At 35.6% G+C, this 17,952-nt stretch carries 19 protein-coding genes; 12 read left to right on the top strand and 7 right to left on the bottom strand.

All coding sequences use genetic code 11. The features are described from left to right. Nucleotides 1–77: 77 nt before the first annotated feature. The 8 genes from moaA (at nucleotide 78) to BAQ44_RS10655 (ending at nucleotide 7,320) form a co-directional block, all read left to right on the top strand. The gene (moaA, locus tag BAQ44_RS10690) at nucleotides 78–1,091 is read left to right on the top strand and encodes a GTP 3',8-cyclase MoaA (RefSeq protein WP_071721647.1); all 1,014 of its coding nucleotides are present in this window, start codon (nucleotides 78–80) and stop codon (nucleotides 1,089–1,091) included. A 17-nt stretch (nucleotides 1,092–1,108) separates the two neighbouring features. After that, complete coding sequence (locus BAQ44_RS10685; protein ID WP_071721646.1) at nucleotides 1,109–2,122, top strand: molybdopterin-synthase adenylyltransferase MoeB; 1,014 nt, start codon at nucleotides 1,109–1,111, stop codon at nucleotides 2,120–2,122. Nucleotides 2,123–2,164: 42 nt separating this feature from the next. Further along, a complete protein-coding gene (locus BAQ44_RS10680) occupies nucleotides 2,165–3,454 on the top strand; it encodes a molybdopterin molybdotransferase MoeA (RefSeq protein WP_071721645.1) in 1,290 nt (429 codons plus the stop codon). 44 nt (nucleotides 3,455–3,498) lie between these two features. After that, a complete protein-coding gene (locus BAQ44_RS10675) occupies nucleotides 3,499–3,969 on the top strand; it encodes a molybdenum cofactor biosynthesis protein MoaE (RefSeq protein ID WP_071721644.1) in 471 nt (156 codons plus the stop codon). Continuing rightward, nucleotides 3,966–4,199, top strand: coding sequence for a molybdopterin converting factor subunit 1 (gene moaD / locus BAQ44_RS10670; RefSeq protein ID WP_071721643.1), 234 nt, complete (start codon nucleotides 3,966–3,968; stop codon nucleotides 4,197–4,199). The genes BAQ44_RS10675 and moaD overlap by 4 nt, the downstream gene beginning before the upstream one ends. An 80-nt stretch (nucleotides 4,200–4,279) precedes the next feature. Next, a complete protein-coding gene (narK, locus tag BAQ44_RS10665; RefSeq protein ID WP_071721642.1) occupies nucleotides 4,280–5,449 on the top strand; it encodes a nitrate transporter NarK in 1,170 nt (389 codons plus the stop codon). A 254-nt stretch (nucleotides 5,450–5,703) separates the two neighbouring features. Further along, nucleotides 5,704–5,901 (top strand): PspC domain-containing protein, encoded by a 198-nt coding sequence (locus tag BAQ44_RS10660; RefSeq protein WP_063261680.1) that lies wholly within the window; start codon nucleotides 5,704–5,706, stop codon nucleotides 5,899–5,901. 501 nt (nucleotides 5,902–6,402) lie between these two features. Then, nucleotides 6,403–7,320: an AEC family transporter gene (locus BAQ44_RS10655; RefSeq protein WP_063261679.1), complete on the top strand. Its 918-nt coding sequence runs from the start codon at nucleotides 6,403–6,405 to the stop codon at nucleotides 7,318–7,320. A gap of 223 nt (nucleotides 7,321–7,543) precedes the next feature. Here BAQ44_RS10655 and BAQ44_RS10650 read toward each other — a convergent pair whose 3' ends face one another. From BAQ44_RS10650 to ric, 6 genes are all read right to left on the bottom strand, one after another. Next, the gene (locus tag BAQ44_RS10650; protein WP_071721641.1) at nucleotides 7,544–8,014 is read right to left on the bottom strand and encodes a precorrin-2 dehydrogenase; all 471 of its coding nucleotides are present in this window, start codon (nucleotides 8,012–8,014) and stop codon (nucleotides 7,544–7,546) included. Further along, nucleotides 8,007–8,717: a sirohydrochlorin chelatase gene (locus tag BAQ44_RS10645; RefSeq protein ID WP_071721640.1), complete on the bottom strand. Its 711-nt coding sequence runs from the start codon at nucleotides 8,715–8,717 to the stop codon at nucleotides 8,007–8,009. Before BAQ44_RS10645 ends, BAQ44_RS10650 begins: the two co-directional genes overlap by 8 nt. Next, on the bottom strand, nucleotides 8,714–10,138 hold the full coding sequence (locus BAQ44_RS10640; protein WP_071721639.1) for a uroporphyrin-III C-methyltransferase: 1,425 nt from the start codon (nucleotides 10,136–10,138) through the stop codon (nucleotides 8,714–8,716). Before BAQ44_RS10640 ends, BAQ44_RS10645 begins: the two co-directional genes overlap by 4 nt. Nucleotides 10,139–10,196: 58 nt before the next feature. Further along, a complete protein-coding gene (nirD, locus tag BAQ44_RS10635) occupies nucleotides 10,197–10,514 on the bottom strand; it encodes a nitrite reductase small subunit NirD (protein WP_071721638.1) in 318 nt (105 codons plus the stop codon). 15 nt (nucleotides 10,515–10,529) lie between these two features. Then, nucleotides 10,530–12,935 (bottom strand): NADPH-nitrite reductase large subunit, encoded by a 2,406-nt coding sequence (nirB, locus tag BAQ44_RS10630; protein ID WP_071721637.1) that lies wholly within the window; start codon nucleotides 12,933–12,935, stop codon nucleotides 10,530–10,532. A 211-nt stretch (nucleotides 12,936–13,146) separates the two neighbouring features. Beyond that, nucleotides 13,147–13,854 (bottom strand): iron-sulfur cluster repair di-iron protein, encoded by a 708-nt coding sequence (gene ric / locus BAQ44_RS10625; RefSeq protein ID WP_071721636.1) that lies wholly within the window; start codon nucleotides 13,852–13,854, stop codon nucleotides 13,147–13,149. 274 nt (nucleotides 13,855–14,128) lie between these two features. On the opposite strand from ric, the gene BAQ44_RS10620 reads away from it, so the two are divergent. Further along, entirely contained in the window at nucleotides 14,129–14,698 is a 570-nt protein-coding gene (locus BAQ44_RS10620; protein ID WP_071721635.1) for a group-specific protein, read from the top strand. 126 nt (nucleotides 14,699–14,824) lie between these two features. Here the strand turns inward: BAQ44_RS10620 and BAQ44_RS10615 are convergent, their stop codons facing one another. Next, a complete protein-coding gene (locus BAQ44_RS10615) occupies nucleotides 14,825–15,826 on the bottom strand; it encodes an excalibur calcium-binding domain-containing protein (protein ID WP_071721634.1) in 1,002 nt (333 codons plus the stop codon). Between the two features lie 208 nt (nucleotides 15,827–16,034). On the opposite strand from BAQ44_RS10615, the gene exsG reads away from it, so the two are divergent. The 3 genes from exsG to BAQ44_RS10600 all read left to right on the top strand — a co-directional run bounded on the left by exsG (nucleotide 16,035) and on the right by BAQ44_RS10600 (nucleotide 17,950). Beyond that, complete coding sequence (exsG, locus tag BAQ44_RS10610; RefSeq protein ID WP_000395675.1) at nucleotides 16,035–16,187, top strand: exosporium protein ExsG; 153 nt, start codon at nucleotides 16,035–16,037, stop codon at nucleotides 16,185–16,187. A gap of 325 nt (nucleotides 16,188–16,512) precedes the next feature. Then, nucleotides 16,513–16,602 carry a hypothetical protein gene (locus BAQ44_RS31795; protein ID WP_161491756.1) on the top strand — a complete coding sequence of 30 codons (90 nt, stop codon included), beginning with the start codon at nucleotides 16,513–16,515 and terminating at the stop codon, nucleotides 16,600–16,602. Continuing rightward, the gene (locus BAQ44_RS10600) at nucleotides 16,595–17,950 is read left to right on the top strand and encodes an RNA-guided endonuclease TnpB family protein (protein WP_071721633.1); all 1,356 of its coding nucleotides are present in this window, start codon (nucleotides 16,595–16,597) and stop codon (nucleotides 17,948–17,950) included. Before BAQ44_RS31795 ends, BAQ44_RS10600 begins: the two co-directional genes overlap by 8 nt. Nucleotides 17,951–17,952 lie beyond the last annotated feature (2 nt).

Here is a 17,952-nt window from a genome sequence, read left to right as displayed (position 1 = left end):
TAGCTTATTTTTTATAATAAAGGCAAATAAAAAATTGAAAGCTTACTAAGGATTGCAGCAGAAAAGAAGGGATATAGATGCACGAGAAAATGAAAGATTCTTTAGAACGGCCACTTCAAGATTTACGTATTTCAGTTATTGATCGTTGTAATTTTAGGTGCACATATTGTATGCCTGCTGAAGTGTTCGGGCCTGATTACGCTTTTTTACAAGAAGAGTTTTTATTAACGTTCGATGAAATAGAAAGATTAGCAAGACTGTTTATAAGTATGGGAGTCAATAAAATTAGGCTTACTGGCGGCGAACCTTTATTGCGTAAAGACTTACCGCAGTTAATCGCAAGACTTACAAAGTTAGAAGGTTTAAAAGACATTGGGCTCACAACAAACGGTATTCATTTAGCAAAACACGCTAAGGCGCTAAAAGAGGCGGGATTAAAACGTGTAAATATTAGTTTAGATGCGATAGAGGACCACGCCTTCAAAAAAATTAACGGAAGAAATGTAAGTACAAAACCTGTACTGAAAGGAATTGAAGCAGCAAAGGCTGCTGGATTAGAAGTAAAGGTAAATATGGTCGTAAAAAAAGGAATGAATGATAGTCAAATCCTTCATATGGCCCGTTATTTTAAAGAACAAGAAACCCAGCTCCGTTTTATCGAGTTTATGGATGTAGGCAGTACGAACGGATGGAATTTTGAACAAGTTATTACGAAGGAACAATTAATAGAGAAGATTAATCGAGTATATCCAATTGAGCCTGTTCCACCTCGTTACTTTGGAGAAGTTGCGAAATTGTATCGATATGTAGGGAGCGATTCAGAAGTTGGATTTATTACTTCAGTATCAGAGTCATTTTGTTCTTCTTGTACGAGAGCTCGTATTTCGGCAGACGGCAAGTTTTTTACGTGCCTATTTGGAACGAAAGGAACGGATTTACGAGCGCTTCTTCGAGAAAATATTTCTGATGCATCACTATTAAAAATTTTACAACATACGTGGCGATATAGAGCAGATCGATATTCAGATGAAAGAACGGCGGAAAGTACAAATAAACGTCCAAAAGTTGAAATGTCATACATTGGCGGATAGCGAAAGGAGGATTCTCTATGCAAGAGCGATATTCAAGGCAAGTATTGTTTTCTGGGATTGGTGAAATAGGACAAAGAAAAATGAGAGAAAAGCATGTGCTCCTAATCGGTGCGGGTGCACTAGGGGCTGCGAATGCAGAAGCGCTCGTTAGGATGGGAATTGGGAAATTAACAATTGCCGATCGTGACTACGTCGAATGGAGTAATTTACAGCGGCAACAGTTATATACAGAAGAAGATGCACAGCAGTGCAAACCGAAAGCAATTGCAGCGACAGAACATTTAAGAAAGATTAATTCTGAAGTGGAAATTGTACCAGTTGTAACAGATGTCACGATGCAAGAGATAGAAGGGTTAATAAAAGAAGTGAATCTCATAATAGATGCGACCGACAATTTCGATACGCGTCTACTTATAAATGACATTTCACAAAAAGAGAATATACCTTGGATATACGGCGGATGTATTGGGAGTTACGGTGTAACGTATACAATTCTTCCTGGGGAAACACCATGTTTTCGCTGTCTAATGGATCATCCTATGGGCGGTGCAACATGTGATACAGCCGGAATTATTCAGCCAGCTGTACAGATGGTCGTTGCTCATCAAGTGACAGAGGCGATGAAAATATTGGTGGATGATTATGAGTCGCTCAGAGGTACGATGTTATCATTTGATATTTGGAACAATCAACATCTCTCATTAAAAGTAAATAGACAGAAAAAAAGTACATGTCCATCTTGTGGGACATCACGAACGTATCCAAGTCTAGCATTTGAAGCGCAGATGAAAACGGAAGTGCTATGCGGACGGAATACAGTTCAAATCCGTTCAGGAATAAAGAGAGATCTTAATTTAAACGAAATTCAAAAACGATTACAAAAAAGTGTACATGTCCAAAAAACGCTTTACTTACTATCATTTCTAATTGATGAATATCGTTTCGTTTTATTTACAGATGGTAGGGCATTTATTCATGGAACAAATGATGTGAACATAGCAAAACGATTATACGCAAAATATATAGGATGAAGAGAAAGAGAGTTTCTGCTTATTAAAATGAGGTGAAAAAGAATGTTAGAAAAACGTATACCAATTCCAGTGGCAGAAGCAGTTGCACGTGTAATGGAATATGCCTACCAGGGTGAAATAGAAAAGGTTTCTCTTATAGAAAGCTACGGTAGAACGCTTGGAGAAGATGTTATTGCAGATTATGACGTTCCGCATTTTGATCGCTCTCCATACGACGGGTTTGCAATTCGAGCGGAAGATACAAAAGAAGCAAGTAGCAGTAATTTCATTAAGTTTGAAGTGATTGGCGAAATTGGAGCAGGTTTTGTTTTTACAGAAGAAGTGAAAGCATTTCAAGCTGTACGTATTATGACAGGTGCCGCAATCCCGAAAGGGTGTAATGCAGTTGTTATGTTAGAACTAACGGAAGGGTTTGAAGAAAACGAAAAGACTTATATGGTATTAAAACGCTCTTTCTCTTCTGGGGATAACATTTCTTTTAAAGGAGAAGATGTAAAACAAAATAGCATTCTTGTGAGGAAAGGGACTGTTATTAATCCTGGAGTAGCAGCACTTCTTGCTACGTTTGGTTATAGTGCAGTCCATGTTGTAAAACAGCCAGTTATTGGAATTGTAACGACAGGGAGTGAACTGCTTGAAGTACATGAACAATTAAAGCCAGGGAAGATTCGAAATAGTAACTCCTATATGATTGCTGCTCAAATTGAACGAGCGGGCGGGGTTGTACGGTATTATGGACAATTCGCTGATGATTTAGAGACGTGTTATAACACTGTGAAAAAAGCGATGAAAGAAGTCGATATATTAATTACAACTGGTGGCGTTTCGGTAGGAGACTATGACTATTTACCTGCTATTTATGAGAGATTACAAGCTAATGTACTTTTTAACAAAATAGCGATGCGACCAGGAAGTGTGACAACTGTAGCTGAGGTAGAAGGAAAACTACTATTTGGTCTATCTGGTAATCCTTCTGCTTGTTATGTCGGTTGTGAATTATTTGTTCGCCCAGTCATTCGAACATACTTGCATAGACAAGATCCGCACGTATTTCGTACAGACGCAATTTTACAGAAAGACTTTTCGAAAGCAAACCCATTTACTCGTTTTGTAAGAGGAAGAGTGGTAATTATAGATGGAAAATTGCAAGCTACACCAGTTGGTTTAGATAAATCTAGTGCTATTTCTTCACTTGCAGAGGCGAATGCATGTATCGTCTTGCCAGGCGGAACGAGAGGATTTGAAGCAGGAATAACTGTTTCGGTACTGTTACTAGAATCAAGTGCCGGAAGTGAGTGGCCGTGGGAAGAACAGTTTCGATCATATAAGTAATAGAAAAATAGATTGCTAACTTATACAAAGATCAGAGGTGCAAGATGACACATACGTATTATGAAGTAATTGATACACCTATTTCAATTGAAGAAGTTACAAATAAAGTAGTTCGTCGTGAGTGCGGCGCAGTTACTACTTTCATTGGTACTGTGAGGGAATTTACGAAAGGCCGTCGTACGCTATATTTAGAGTATGTAGCATATAAAACAATGGCAGAAAAACAACTTGAGAAAATTGGCACCGAAGTAAAAGAGAAGTGGCCTGGGACATCTGTCGCTATTACACACCGCATTGGTACATTACAAATTTCTGACCTTGCTGTTGTCGTCGCTGTTTCTACACCACACCGGAAGGCTGCCTATGAGGCGAACGAATATATTATGGAGCGTATAAAACAAATTGTTCCCATTTGGAAGAAAGAGTTCTGGGAAGATGGTGAATCATGGATTGGTGATCAGTTAGAGAAGGTAGTGTATGCAAATGGTGAGCCTGGAAAGGAGATGAGCATATGATTGAAGTACTATTATTTGCACATTTACAAGAAGAAGTAAGTAAGCCAGTATTACACATAGATTGTGAAAATATTACGGTTGCTGAACTAAAGGAAGTGCTCACTAAAAAATACAACGTAGCGATTTCAAGCGAGATCATGGTTGCTATCAATGAAGAGTATGCAAATGAGGATGACATCATTCAAACTGGCGATGTTATAGCAATGATTCCGCCAGTAAGTGGTGGTTGATTCTTTTCAGCCTAATCATGTTAGGACGTGATTAGGCTGGAGGGAATGAATATAACTATGCATACATAGGAGGGAACAGGATGAAAAGTCCTAATTTTCAATTAAGTTTACAAACTTCTAATCTAGTTATCGGTTTTATGGTATGGGTCATTTTATCATCATTAATGCCTTATATTAAAGCGGATATTCCATTAACTGCGGGACAAATTTCAATGGTAACAGCAGTACCGGTTATTTTAGGTTCTGTTCTTCGTATTCCAATTGGTTATTGGACAAATCGTTTCGGAGCAAGAAAATTATTCTTTATTAGTTTTATTCTATTATTATTTCCTGTCTTTTATATTAGTGTTGCCAATTCAATGATGGATTTAATTATTGGTGGATTATTTGTCGGGATCGGCGGAGCCGTATTCTCTGTAGGTGTAACTTCTTTACCGAAATACTTTCCGAAAGAGAGTCACGGTTTTGTAAATGGTATTTACGGTGTCGGTAACGCCGGAACAGCAATTACTTCGTTTTTAGCACCTGTCATTGCAACTTCAGTTGGCTGGAGAACGACAGTACAGTGTTATTTAATTTTACTTGCAGCATTTGCACTTATGAACTTTTTATTAGGCGATCGTAAGGAGAAAAAGGTGAATACACCATTAATGGAACAAATAAAAGGTGTATATAAAAATGAAAAACTTTGGTTTTTATGTATCTTTTACTTTTTAACATTCGGATCATTTGTCGCATTTACAGTATACTTACCAAACTTTTTAGTATCTCACTTCGGATTAGAAAAAGTAGATGCAGGTATGCGGACAGCCGGATTCATTGTACTCGCAACAATGATGCGTCCGATTGGTGGTTGGCTTGGTGATAAGTTTAACCCGTTTAAAATATTAATCTTCGTATTTATCGGTTTAACACTTTCAGGTATTATCTTATCATTTATGCCTAGTATGAACGTGTATACATTTGGTTGCCTACTAGTCGCATTTTGTGCAGGGATTGGTAATGGTACAATCTTCAAACTCGTTCCCATGTACTTCTCAGAGCAAGCTGGTATTGTAAATGGACTCGTTTCAGCTTTAGGTGGACTAGGAGGGTTCTTCCCGCCATTAATTTTAACTTTACTATTCCAACTAACAGGTCATTATGCAATTGGATTTATGGCATTATCAGAAGTCGCACTTGCTTGTTTAATCATTACAGTGTGGATGTATAGTCAAGAAAAGCTGTTAGTGATGTTAAAGAATCATTAATAAAGAAAAAGAACCATCCTAAAGTAATCTAGGATGGTTCTTTTAGTAATAGGCTTCAATATGTTATATTGCTATCTTAACAAATGCTTGTTTTCTAAAATAATGTGGTATTAAAATGAAAACCAGAAGCCTTATGGGATTTTATGTTAAAATATAGATATCAGATGTTATTCAATTAAAGGGCAAGTTAGCTCAAAAACAAAGATCAAACTAATTTCTAGCATACAAATATTTAATTGGATCGGGGTGTTTAGATGAAAAAATTATATAAGTCCACTAAAGATAAACAAGTATCCGGTGTATTAGGTGGTTTAAGCGATAAGTATGGAATTGATGTTAGTATCCTTCGTATAGTAACTGCATTATCAGCCTTTTTTACTAGTGGATTTACGGTGTTACTTTATATAATAGCTGCGATTGTTTTGCCTACAGATAAAGAAATTAAGCGATAAATGTATAAAATTAAATCGAATTCCACAATGAGGAACTTTAAAGGAATGAGTAACTAAAGGTACTTCGCCTCTTACACGTTTAGCGTACTAGACAGGGACGTTGCCTTTGTCGGAATATATCGAGAACGAAAATAATAACTTTTGAATGAAACGATGACTATTGGTCGCTAACGAATCGATAAATAGTCGCGCCTTTCTAAAAGCTAGCTATTAATATGTATAAAAAATATATCAATAGCTTGAAATGTTCCGAAATTAAAAAAACATATAGAGGTACCTATAATAAGGAAAAAATGCATATTTTTTAGGCCCAGATTTTTGGGTAAGGCTAATGGATATTGTGAAAAAGTACACTTAAAATAAAGAATACAGTTTAGGTCGATAAGATAAAATTATGAATTTTTATAAATAATCCATAATTTTCTTTGTGAGTCATAATTGATATGTTAAAGAAAAGAGAGCGTTTAATCCAACTAAAATATATGTAGAATGAGGTATTAAATGTTTATTTTCATTATATTAGACGTAATATTACCAATATTAATATTGATGCTAATTGGTGCAATCTTACAAAGGAAGTTCCAATTTAACTTAAAGCAGCTATCTACACTTATTAATTATTGCTTGATGCCAGCGGCTGTATTTTTGAATATATATGATATTAGTATAGAAACAGGTTTGTTGCTCCAGATCATGTATTATTTAATGCTGTATAGTCTGAGTCTAATGCTAGTAAGTCATTTCATTTCAAAAACATTAAAGTTAGAAAAAGGAGAAAGTGCAGCTCTAAAAAATAGTATTTCGTTAATGAATTCCGGTAATTATGGATTACCAGTCAGTCAATTGATTTTCAGTCACAATCCAGTGGGGGTTTCCATTCAAATTTTTATTGTGATTTTCCAGAATCTTTTAACTTATTCGTATGGGATATATAACTTACTATCAGCGACAAAAACAATCGGAAGTATTATTCAATCATTTCTAAGACTGCCTGTATTTCATGCACTCATATTAGGGGTTCTCTTTCAATCTTTTACAATTCAAATACCTAATTCTATCTTTCTACCTCTTAATCAGCTTGCGAATAGTTTTGTTGCCATAGCACTCATATTGCTAGGAGCGCAATTATCCAATATTAAGCTTAATTTTTTCCATCGAGTCATAACATGGGCTCTAATTGGAAGATTATTGATGGGACCATTATTAGCACTTGCCATGATCTACTTATTAAACATTAATGGAATTGTTGCGCAATCATTATTTATTGCAAGTTCTTTTCCTACTTCAAGAAATACATCAACCATTGCTATGGAGTATCAAATAGAGCCTGAACTACATGCGCAAATCGTTTTATTTTCAACACTTTTCAGCATTATTACAGTAACTGTCGTTATTTATTTGTCATATATGTTGTTTTGAATATACGTTTAAAACCGAATGGATTTGAGGCGGTAAATGATGGATGGAAATCCCATCGATGTAAGAGGAAAACTGTCTTTGATATATTAGGTGTCGTTGACAATTGTACTATGTCTGATAATCAAGCGACTTAATTCAAAAAAGAAACCAAAATAAAAAGAACAAACGCTTCTAAAAAACGTTTGTCCAAAGGTAATTACCATTTTAGCTAAGAAATAGATTATTATTTGTGAGTACGAGAAAGCTTTTTTATAAGATTAGGAAGTATAGATATAAATTCCTGCTTCAAAAGCTTCGTAAACGATGGATCCTTACCTGAAGTTGAAATCGTTATAACATATTTATCATTTCGGATGATACCTGGTGTGTGAAACGATGATTCTGTACCATCACTTACAACGTTAACCCATTGAAAATCATGAGCGGCCTGTTTGACCATCATATTTACATCATGTTGATTTGTAGCTGCGTAAATAAGGTGAGCATTTTTAATATCATCATTACTAAAGGTTTTTTGCCTCCAGGTAATATAAGAAAGTTCCTTCATTTCCTCGCAAATTTCTGGGCTGATAACGGTGACAAAAGCGCCTGTATTTTTTAATCCAGACGCTTTTCGATATGCAATTTTACCGCCACCAATAATAACGACCACTTTTTTATTTAAATTAAGTATAAGAGGGTACATGTCATACATACACACATTCCTCCATTCGTTCTAACAATGTTAATTTCATATATGGATCAAATTGTAGGCAGTTACAAGTCGTAACGTGATCATATTTTTTCGTATGCAATTTAATTTTTTGAAGCAACAATCCGGTAAAGAGAAGGTACGGCATGACATATACATGGGACGCAGTCGATGATATAGCCTTGAGTTCAGTAGTAAAATAGGGCGTTCCTTTCGTTAAAAAGGAGCAACATACTGGCATACCGAGTTTTCGTTCGACAGCTGCTCCGATTTGTTGTAACTCATATATCGGCTGTGGATCACTACTACCTCGTCCTACGAGTAAAATACTACTACCTTGCATTGGCGTAGCTTCACGTATTCTTTTTACTACAAGTTCCACCATATGTGGGTGTGTACTAAAGGGTGATGCAACTGAAAATGTTATTTGTGGATATTTCTTTTGTAGCTGCTCTAATTCAAAAGGAATATCACGTTTATAGTGAGCTGCTGCAAATAATAAAACAGGTACAATCATTATTTCAGTTGCGCCCTCTAGAATTGTTTCTGTAACTGCATCCGAAATGGTAGGTGTTGTTAGTTCTAAAAAAGCTATTTTTTGAATTCTTTCGTTACGTTCTTTCATAACAGATTGAATAAAGTGAATGAATTGTTCATTACCTTCTTGCAGGCGACTCCCGTGTCCAATATATACAATACCTTTCATCGCAGCACCAAATCTTTCTTCATAATCATTTCTTGTAATTGCTCATCTATATGATGAAATCCGACTTTATTCGCATAGTGTAAAGTTGAAATGTCGGTATACGAGAAGGGGAGAGTAAGGATATCGCTAAAGCCAAGGCGTTTTATTTCTGATAAAAATGTATCAATTGAGGCACGCCCTTCAAACACAATACTATCCCATGAGAATTCAGAAAGCATACGAGAATGCACTTCATCGAAACGATGGTCAATTGTATACGCATGAGTCATCATATAGGAGCCGGCACCAATTTTCTTTTGAATAAAAGCAATTCGATTAATATTTCTGCCTAAATAAACAGTAGTATCGGAAGAGAACTCTGCTTGTTTACTTAGTAGCCCATATTGCATGAGTTTTTCTTGAGTGGCAACGTTCATATGCTGCAGTTGCGCCTGTAAGGAACGGATATCTTTCTGATGTTTACTACATGATCGCATCAATATTTCTACACTGTCAGCTGAACAAAAAACAAGGCGATCAACGTTAAAAATTTCATTGATTTGTTCAGAGGTTAATGTGTATTCTTCCTTTTTGAAAGTTGGAATTTGATATATTTCTGCACCGGATTCTTGTAACTTTTGCTTCATTAAAAAGGTTTTATTTGTTGCGGATGCAAATAAAACCTTTTTACCATGTAATGGTTTATGCTCTTTCCAAGCTATTTGATCTCGTAAGGAAACGACATCACCAACAATTGTCATGGATGGATTAGAAATATTTTCGTTTTTGACGATAGGAACAATGGTTGAAAGTGTTCCTGTGACAACGCGCTGCTTTCCAGTTGTACCCCATTCAATGACTGCTATTGGTGTATCATCTTTTTTTCCTGCTTGTAGTAAGTTTTCGCAAATTGTAGGTAAGTTTTTTATACCCATGTAGTAGGCGATTGTGTCGCTATTATGGGATGAATTAAATTTTCCATGATCGCTTAAAGGACCTTTCGCATGCCCGGTTAATAAAGTAACGCTGTTACTGTAGTTACGGTGGGTGAGGAGGATACCTGCATAGCTACTAGCAGCGATGCTAGATGTAATACCTGGTACAATTTCATATGGAATGTTCGCTGCTGCTAACGTTTCTGCTTCTTCACCAACACGGCCAAAAATAGATGGATCTCCGCCTTTTAATCGGACAACGATTTTTCCTTCTTTCGCAAATTGAAGGAGGTGGACGTTAATCATTTCTTGTCGCATAATATGATTCTTTGGCATTTTTCCACAATAAATAAGTTCACATGTTTCTTTTGTATAACGAAGAAAGGAAGGGTTTAATAAACGGTCATATAAGACAATATCTGCACGCTTTAAACAATCTATCGCTTTCTTTGTAATAAGCCCTTCATCACCTGGTCCTGCACCAACTAAATATACATATCCGTTCATAATCGCACCTCATCAATTTTTATTTAAAAGGAAGCCAGAGGAGGCTTCCTTTCGAAAATTACATGTATAAATAAATGTCACCATCAATAACTTCTACTTCGTAAGTTTGGATACAGCCGTCATCAGGTTTTTGAACTTCACCTGATATTAATGAGATTTTCCAATCATGCAGTGGACAAAAGACGAATTCTCCAGATACAATTCCTTCTGCTAACGGTCCGTTTTTATGAGGACAACGATTTTCTACAGCTCGAATATCTCCATTTGAAAGGCGGAATAGGGCGATAGACATACCTTTCATTATTACTTCTTTACCGATTTGAATAGGAAGGTCTTCCTCGCGCATAACTTTTATTTTTTCTTTCGTTTGTATCATATAGATCACAGCTCCTTATTTCACAGTTTCTACTTCATACATCGCTTTTAATGACTTCGTTTCTAGTGCTTGTCCCCATGCTTCCGTATATGTGCTACGAGCTGTTTGGAAGCGTTCATTTAGCGTAGTAACCATGCTTTCATCCTGAAGTATTTCCTTTATGTGATCGAATCCTAAACGTTCTGTCCAGTAGGCAGTACGCTCTCCGTAAATACCAGTTTCACGATAATATTGCATGTAAGCTGTAGCGATGCGAAGGACATCATCTTCAGTAGGGACGATCATTACAAAATCAGCTTCGCGTACTTCCGTACCACCATTTCCGCCAATATAAAGTTGGTATCCATTTTCGACACATACAACGCCAAAATCTTTCGTTAATACTTCCGCACAGTTACGTGGACAACCCGTTACACCCATCTTCATTTTATGTGGTGTATCTACCATTTCTAACGATTGTTCAAGTAACATACCAAGTCCTAATGAATCTTTCGTACCGAAACGGCAGAAACGAGAACCGACACATGATTTTACATTACGAAGCGATTTTGAATACGCATATCCGGAAGTCATATGTAAGTCAGCCCATACGTTAGGTAAATCTTGTTTCTTAACACCGTATAAGCCGATTCGGCTGGCACCTGTAATTTTCACAAGTGGAACATCATATTTTTTCGCAACTTCTGCAATTTTCATTAAATCATCTGCTGTTGTAACGCCACCATACATACGTGGAATAACAGAGAATGTACCATCGTGCTGGATGTTACCATTCATTCTTTCATTAACGTAACGGGATGATTTATCATCTTCATATTCTTCTGGAATCGCCATACGTAAATAATAGTTCAAAGCAGGGCGACATTTTGAACAGCCGTCTTCATGTGCAAAACCAAGAACATTTCGTACTTCTTTTGGAGATTTTAAACCTTTCTCGTGAATGGCTGCTACGACTTCATCACGTGATAAAGTTGTACATCCGCACATACCAGCAGACTGCGCTGAAGCATCAAAAGCATCTCCGAGTGTATGAGATAAAACTTGTTCCACAAGCGGACGACATTTACCACAAGAACCAGCGGCTTTCGTGCATCCTTTTACTTCTTCAAAAGTAGTTAGCTCTTGTTCTAAAATGGCATGAACGATGGTACCTTTCGTAACACCGTTACATCCACAAATCGTATCATCCGCACTCATTGTAACAACGTCAAGTTCACTTTCTTCACCAGCTTTGTGAAGAAGGGAAGCGGCTGTATAGTCTTGAATATCTTCTACTTTCTTTAACATGCTAAAGAGGCGTGTACCATCAGCTGTGTCACCATATAAAACGATACCGACGACTTTATTATCACGAATTAAAACTTTTTTATAGGAGCGTTTACATTCATCAAAGATTGATATTGCTTTCGTCTGATCATCTTCATAAATTTGGCCAGCAGAGAATAAATCACAACCAGCAACTTTTAATTGCGTACCGACGATACTGCCCGTATATCCATTCGTTAGTAAATTTGTTATATGCTTAGCTAATATTGCACCTTGTTCATAAAGAGGGGCAACAAGTCCATATGCGATACCATCATGTTCCGCACATTCGCCAACTGCATAAATGGATTCATCGTTTGTTAGCATATAGTCATTGACTACAATGCCGCGATTGACAATTAGACCAGCATCTTTTGCTATTTGCGTATTTGGTCGTATTCCGACAGCCATTACGATTAAATCACAATCTACAACTTCACCATCTTCAAATTGAATGCCCTCAACATGGTCTGTACCAAGAATTTTTACAGTTTTCTTTTCCATTAGAAACTTCATGCCTTGTGCTTCTAAATCTTCACGCAATAGAGAAGCTGCTTTCGTATCTAGTTGTTGCTCCATTAAGCTAGGCATTAAATGAACAACATGCACGTCCATTCCTAAGTCAATAAGACCTCTTGCTGCCTCTAAACCAAGTAACCCACCACCAATGACAACGGCCTTTTTCTTTTCTTTAGCGGTATCGATCATAAATTGTGTATCTTCAATAGTTCGAAATCCTGTTACACCAGGAAGAGTGGAACCTTCAACAGGTAAAATAAAAGCACTAGAACCTGTTGCTATAATGAGTTTGTCATATGTAACAATACGATTCTTTTCTGTAATAATAATTTTTTCTTTTCTGTTAATACTTTGAACTCTTTCATTCGTATACAAAGTTATTTCGTTCTCTTCATACCAACTGTATTCATTCATAATGATATCTTGCATATTTGTTTTGCCTTGTAAAACATGAGAGAGCATAATGCGGTTGTAGTTTGGATGCGGTTCATCTCCAAAAATAGTAATCTCATATGAATCACTATCATGTTTTAAGATTTCTTCCATACAGCGAATGCCAGCCATACCATTTCCGATCATAACTAAACGTTTTTTCATTTTTGTTTCCCCTTTTTATGTGAAATGTTGAACAAAGGATTATATTTCTATTATAGAAAATCAAAAAAGGGGGAGATGTGATATTTATCACATTTCTATAATGATTCACAAATTATTAAAATTCGGGTTTATGTGAAGGGGAGAAGTGTGAATGTTATTCATGTAATGAAAAAGCAGGACATGAGTAGAAATGCTCATATCCTGCTTTTATTTATGCTTTCGTAATCGCACGCGGAAATAAAATATTATTTTCTAAATGAATATGCTCAAATAAATCAGACTCTAGAGCTTCAAGACGTTGGTAAACAAGTCGATAAGTGCCGCAAGCGCCTTCTGGAGGAGTAAAGTCATTTGTCACTTTACGAAGTTCTTTTATAATATTTCCAGCATGATTGTGCTCATTTTCTAGTTCATCTACTACTTGAAGTAACTTTGCATAGTTTTCATCAGTTGGATTTTGTTCAAATTCTAAAATTAATGGAAAATCTTCCATTTCTTCTTTAATTAAATGTTGTTCTAATTCCATTTTAAGTTCATGAAATAGCTTATGAATTTGAGCTAAGTGAGGCTGATTCGCTCCATGAACGCGTAATACTTTCATCACATATGGACTTAGTTGCGGTAACTCTTCATTTAAATAACGATGATGCTTATTAATCACATAATCAATCAATTCGCGATAAGAAGCATTTTTCCAATCAATTTCAGATTCATTTAATCGTTTCGCATTATGATAAAGTGTATTTAACTCTGTAATTACTTCATCCGCCGAAAAATTTCTTTCATGAATTGCATCAATAAGCGGCTTATTACCACCACAACAAAAATCTATTCTATATGATTTAAAAAGATCACTAGCTTTCGGAAATTGTGTAACAATCTCACCAACAATTGAAGTTTCAGTAAATGTATGTTCCATATGAATGCCTCCATAAAGTTTTAATGTAATATCTAAATTAAGAATAGTGATAATTGAAAAACAATGTAGTGATTGAAATCACTTTTAGTGTGTCAGTTTTGAGAATAATAGGCTTGTTATTCAACAGAGGACTTTACAGAACCGATAGCGAAGGTTTTTTGAGTTGGGAAATTATTCAAAGAGTATTATTATGATATAGATGGTTTACAAATTTATTTTCTGTCAATCTAAGATCGCTTTTGAGTAGGAAGTATATCTTTTATAGGAGGTTTTTATGGAATATATTTATCATATGGTACCAGAAGAACTAAAAGGAGAATATTTAATCCCATTAAATGAATTGAAAAGTGTATATCCAAATTTATACGGTGAGTATATACAAAAATATAAAGATCATCCTCAAAGGGAGAACTTATTAACACGTAAAATACCAAAACTAGAATGTTTATGGAATGATGTTGTGCATTTTTTACCACTGCACCCTTATGAGATTTATAAAGTATTGTTGGAAATAGGAGTAAACATTCATACAAATAAACTATTTTATAAAATGCCTATTAGCGCACTGAATGGTCAGTGTATGGCAATATACAAGTACTCAAAGCATAATTGGGGTGGACCAAATAGAGAATTAAAAGAAAGTGAAATAGAATTCATCAACTTTAATGAATATAGAGAATTAAAGCAATTAAATATCTGCACAAAAGAATATTACAGAGAGGAATATGAAAAGGGTAGAAGATTCGGGATGTTTCACCTAATTCCACATGTTCTTGTCAAAGGAAAAGTGGAGGTGAAAAATATTGAAATCATTAATTGGAGTATTGATCCCGTTAATGATTAATATTACAAGCATTTTTAAAAAAAAAGATGCCAATTTGAATTGATATATGGCTTACAAGAATGGAAGAGTACTAACTATACGTAATAGTAAAAAAGAAGCTTACTAGAAGCTTCTTTTTTACTATTATTATTCACATGCAACTCCATCGCCATCTCTATCTAGTTTCCGACTATATCCTGGTTGATCTCTATATAAAGGTGCTTTCCCGGCACTTCTAACTGCGGCACAGTTTGCGTAAGTTACATTACTATTGTTACTTGCAGCTGGTTGTGTTTGAGCTTGCTGTGCTTTTTTCTGTTCCTCTTGTTGTTTACGAGCCTGTTCATCAGCCTGGCGTTTTTGCTCTTCTTGTTGTTGTTTACGAGCTTGTTCATCAGCTAGACGTTTTTGCTCTTCTTGTTGTTTACGAGCTTGTTCATCAGCTAGACGTTTTTGCTCCTCTTGTTGTTTACGAGCTTGTTCATCAGCTAGACGTTTTTGTTCTTCTTGTTGTTTACGGGCCTCTTCATCAGCTAGACGTTTTTGCTCTTCTTGTTGTTTACGGGCCTCTTCATCAGCTAGACGTTTTTGCTCTTCTTGTTGTTTGCGAGTTTGCTCTTCGGCTTGGCGTTTTTCATCCTCTTGCTTACGAGCTTGTTCCTCGGCTAGACGCTTCTCGTCTTCTTGTTTTTGAGTCTTTTCGTCCGCTTCTTTCTTTTCTAGTTCTTTGTTCTTCTCGTTCTCTTTTTGTTCTGCATTGTTAGAAGCAACTTTTTTACTAGTTGCTGTCGTCTTTTCAGAAGAAGGCGCTGAAATACTTAATAATGCAACAAAAATGACAAATAAAATAGCAGTGATAATAAATTGTTTTTTTGCTACACCTGTCTTTTTAATTACAGATAAGATTGCTAGCACTAGGAAGAAAATAAATAAAATGAAACTTAAAGTAGCAAAAAAATTGATGACTGGGTGTTCAGATTTTGTAGTGCCCATTCCTGTTAAGAGAATTGAAATCATAAAAAGAATAACAGCAGGACGACCGTATTGTTTTGCTTTTCCATTTTTCTTAAAGAATGAAATGATACATAAAATTAAAAGAATAAAAGCAATAAAAAATAAAGCTGCACCAATATTACTCAAAATCGCCATTTTTATACCTCCATTTGTAAGATTTTCACTATTGATTATATAGGAACTTATTGGATATTACACGATTTATATAAATTTAGAAAATTAGTATTTTTAATAGACTCATAAACATTTATTTTATATATAAAGAAAAATAGATATATTTCCTATTACGTTTTTAACGAGATTTCATAAAGTATAGTATATCGATTGAAAGGAGGAGATTTGAATGGAATTTCAATTGTTAGTGAATTGTGTGTTACAAGAAGGTAATGCTTACTTTTTAGTAACGAAAGTGGACGATGTAATTACTTTGAAAGTACCGATTACAGCGGGAGTAGCAGGTTTATTCTTAGCTTTCGGTGTACCAAGATGTTCTTAATTTAAATCCCTACAGTAGAAAGAGGAGGACAAGCCTCTTTCTACTGTTACATAATAATTTTATCCTTTTCGGCAAGAAGACTCCATCTGATTTGTGTTATGGGTGAAACCCAACAATTCAGGTGGAGATGAATTGCCGTCAGTCAATAAGGCTGAACTCTTTGGTTTCGTCCATAACAATTTTCCAAGGGAGAATATTTGTTTCTTTTGTCTTACGATATGTCGGAAATAAGGAGGGAATATATCTTAAGATAACGAAATTGGATAATAATCATCATTCAGTTACTTGAACCAAAAGGAATTACGCTGAAGACCACATTCATATTTTGTTCCGTTTCGTTCCAAGTATTGATTTGTCAAAAGTAATTAATAATTTTAATGAACTCTCTAAGAAAGGTGGTGAAAACAATGGCTAGAAAGAAAGCAGTGAAAGTATTACGTAAACAAAAGAAAAGAGAAACTATGCAACGATTCACGCAGAAACAAAATATCGGACGAGCTTGTCTCACGGCTAAAGAATTCCGCTTACTGCAACGTATGTCACATAGTTCCAAAGCGTTGCGAAATGTTGGATTGTATACGATTAAACAAAGTTACTTGAATCATAACAATATAGCTACTGTAAAAGAAGTGGACACTGCTATGCAAGCCGATATGAACTACTGGGGCATGCAATCAAACTCTGTGCAGGCTATTCGTAGAGCCTTATTTACAGAAGTAAAAAGCTTTTTTAAGGCATTGGAACAATGGAAGAAAAAACCTGAAACCTTCACAGGTCGTCCTAAGTTTCCGAATTATTCTCGTTCGACTGACAAACGAATTATTGAAATCTATCAAGTTCCAAAAGTGGATGAGAACGGGTATTGGGTGATTCCAATGAGTGTTGCATTCAGAAAAAAATTCGGTTCCATTCAAATACGTATGCCAAAAAACTTAAGAAATAAAAAAATCTCCTACATTGAGATTGTACCGAAGCAAAAAGGTCGGTTCTTTGAGGTGCATTACACATATGAAATGCACGTATCTCAAATGAAGAAACAATCTACGACCACGAGTAATGCTTTGAGTTGCGATTTAGGTGTAGATAGATTAGTAAGTTGCGTAACGAATACAGGGGATGCATTTTTAATGGATGGGAAGAAATTAAAATCTATTAACCAGTACTTCAACAAAAAGATACGTAATTTACAGCAAAAAAATATAGAAAATGGAATTTCAAAACGCGTTGTAACGAACAAAATGGCTGTACTTTGGCATAAACGAGAACGACAAATAAATGGTTACATTTCACAAACTGTAGGCCTGTTGTTCAAAAAGATGAAAGCATTTAACATTGATACGGTTGTCGTAGGGTATAACGCTGGTTGGAAACAAAAATCTGGTATGGGGAAAAAGAATAATCAACAATTTGTTCAAATCCCATTTCATAAACTGATTGTGGCAATTGAGAATAAATGTGTAAAAGAAGGCATCCGATTTTTAAAACAAGAAGAAAGCTATACTTCAAAAGCTAGTTTTCTGGATAAAGATCCGGTTCCAGTTTGGTCTAAGGATGATAGGACCCATTATTACTTTAGTGGCAAACGAATGACGCGTGGTCTGTACCAAAGTAAAGCAGGAACATGTATCCATGCTGATATTAATGGTGCACTGAATACGTTGGAAAAATCAAGAGTGGTACAATTGGATGAAAATCTTAAAGTAAAAACGCCGATTCTATTAGAAGTGCAAAAACGTAAGGCTGTTGCTTCGCGCATAGCTTAGTG

Origin of the sequence: Bacillus mobilis (assembly GCF_001884045.1) — a bacterium.
Lineage (GTDB): Bacteria > Bacillota > Bacilli > Bacillales > Bacillaceae_G > Bacillus_A > Bacillus_A mobilis.
The sequence above is the reverse complement of the archived record's forward strand: the minus strand, read 5'-3'. Positions and strand labels throughout refer to the sequence as shown.